This window comes from Streptomyces otsuchiensis, assembly GCF_004305975.1.
In the GTDB taxonomy this organism is placed as follows: domain Bacteria; phylum Actinomycetota; class Actinomycetes; order Streptomycetales; family Streptomycetaceae; genus Streptomyces; species Streptomyces otsuchiensis.
On sequence record NZ_BHZI01000500.1, the window covers coordinates 1 to 1,701 of the forward strand.

General features: G+C 66.7%; 3 protein-coding genes. 1 reads left to right on the forward strand and 2 read right to left on the reverse strand.

Features of this window, described 5'->3' with window-relative positions; all coding sequences use genetic code 11:
• The coding region (locus tag E0D90_RS25445) for a DUF7008 domain-containing protein (protein WP_227870506.1) at positions 1–320 on the forward strand (320 nt) is incomplete at its 5' end.
• Between the two features lie 52 nt (positions 321–372).
• Here E0D90_RS25445 and E0D90_RS25450 read toward each other — a convergent pair.
• The gene (locus E0D90_RS25450) at positions 373–564 is read right to left on the reverse strand and encodes a DUF397 domain-containing protein (RefSeq protein ID WP_130800265.1); all 192 of its coding nucleotides are present in this window, start codon (positions 562–564) and stop codon (positions 373–375) included.
• Positions 561–1,436 carry a helix-turn-helix domain-containing protein gene (locus E0D90_RS25455; RefSeq protein ID WP_130800266.1) on the reverse strand — a complete coding sequence of 292 codons (876 nt, stop codon included), beginning with the start codon at positions 1,434–1,436 and terminating at the stop codon, positions 561–563. The genes E0D90_RS25450 and E0D90_RS25455 overlap by 4 nt, the downstream gene beginning before the upstream one ends.
• Positions 1,437–1,701 lie beyond the last annotated feature (265 nt).

Sequence of the window (1,701 nt, forward strand, 5' to 3'; positions counted from 1 at the left end):
GGGCGGGCTGGGACCACAAGGATCAGGCCCAGGCCATGTTGGAGCTGTTGTCCGCGCGTACGACGCGTGACGGTTGGGGCGCCGAGCGGATGGTTCCGCTGCTGGCCGGCATGTGCGAGATCATGCCGTGGGTCAAGCAGTGGCACGGCGAGTACGACGACGAGTGGGGCGACAAGCCCGCCGTCCTGTTGGAGGCCGAGTACGAGAACCAGCTCCGGAGGCATCAGGTCGGTGCCGCGGAGCTGGCCAGCTGGCGCCCGGTGCGCAAGACGCGCGGTCGCAAGGCCGCCAAGAAGTCGGTTGCGGCGGACGCCGAGTAGTTTCGACGCAGCGGGGGGGCAGCGCACGGTCGAGCGCTGCCCCACTGGTACGTCACACGGGTGCGTCGGAGGCCAGTGTCGTGAACGCCGACCAGGCGTCGGCGGACACGGTCAAAGGCTGCCTCTGGGTCTCCTTCGAGTCCCGGACAAACACGCCCGCTACGTGTGTGGCCACCTCGACGCAGTTGTCGCCACCCCCGCCGCTGTAGCTGCTCTTGAACCAGGTCACCTCATTGGCGCTCATGGGACTCCTCGCATCTGCTCCAGCAGGCCCACCGTGGCTTGGTGACTCAGAGCCTGCGAGCGCATCTTGCCATAGCGCTGGAGCATGTGGCTTACCGACTTTGGGTCGTTGATGAGCCTGCTGGTTCCGTGGCCTTCGACGTATCCGACCCAGTTGTGATCGGCTGTCTCTGCCAGGTACATCTCGCCCTCAAACCCGGAGTGCTCCTCCTGTCGGAGGGGCATGACCTGTAGCTCCACGTTTCGATACTCACTGATGTCAAGCAGATGTCCGACCAGGGCTGCGGTGACACCGGGCCCTCCCATGCCGCGCTCCAGCAGCGCCTGCTCGATGATGAAGCTGAATGTGGTGTTCGGGCGCTCCACCAGCAGTTGCTGACGTGCCAACCTTGCAGTGACCTGTCGCTCGGCCTCTGTCTCCGTCAATGGAGGCAGATGACGGTCAAAGAGTGCCCGGATGTAAGGCTCAGGCTGCAACAGTCCAGGGATCACTCGGCTTTCGTAGGCGTACAGGGCCAGGGCCTCCTCCTCGATCGCGGCCCACTCCAGGAACCACGAGGCCAGGCCCGTCTTCCTCCGCAGGCTCTTCGCCGCTGCGGCGAGCACCTTGGAGGCGATCGGGCCGAGGGCGTCCTCGGAGCGGTCCAGCAGTTCCCGCGGCGGGAAGCGGCGGCCCTGTTCGATCTTGGCGATGTAAGCCGGGGAGTACCGCACCAGTGGGCTCAACTGCTCCTGTGTCAGTCGTGCTTCCTCTCGGAGGACCTTGAGGACCGCGCCGAAGGTCTTGAGGCTGTCGGAGATCTGTTCGCCGTCGCCACCCCGTGAGCCGCGCGCGGCTCCCCTGCCCGTGCCGCCGTCATCGTCCGTCGCCATCGCAGCCGCCTTCCCCTGTACTCCCGGGCCCCACCCGCCTGTGCCCGTGCGCTTGCCGTACCGTCTGCCGCGCGCCCCACACGCCGCCCGCCACGCGAACCGGAACATCATCACTCAAAGCGACTGAACCGGTCCAACGGGTCAACTGGACAGTCCGGGTTGTACCAGCGGCGAACCTGCCGATCGCCGTTCCGCTCCGGGCAGAGTGACCGCCATGCCAGCACCTGCACCACAGCCCCCTCCCGCCACCCCCGCTACCTTCGCC

Coding starts and splice junctions, on each gene's coding strand:
- E0D90_RS25450 (WP_130800265.1), bottom strand. CDS start 564: ATGAGCGCCAATGAGGTGACCTGGTTCAAGAGCAGCTACAGCGGCGGG.
- E0D90_RS25455 (WP_130800266.1), bottom strand. CDS start 1,436: ATGGCGACGGACGATGACGGCGGCACGGGCAGGGGAGCCGCGCGCGGC.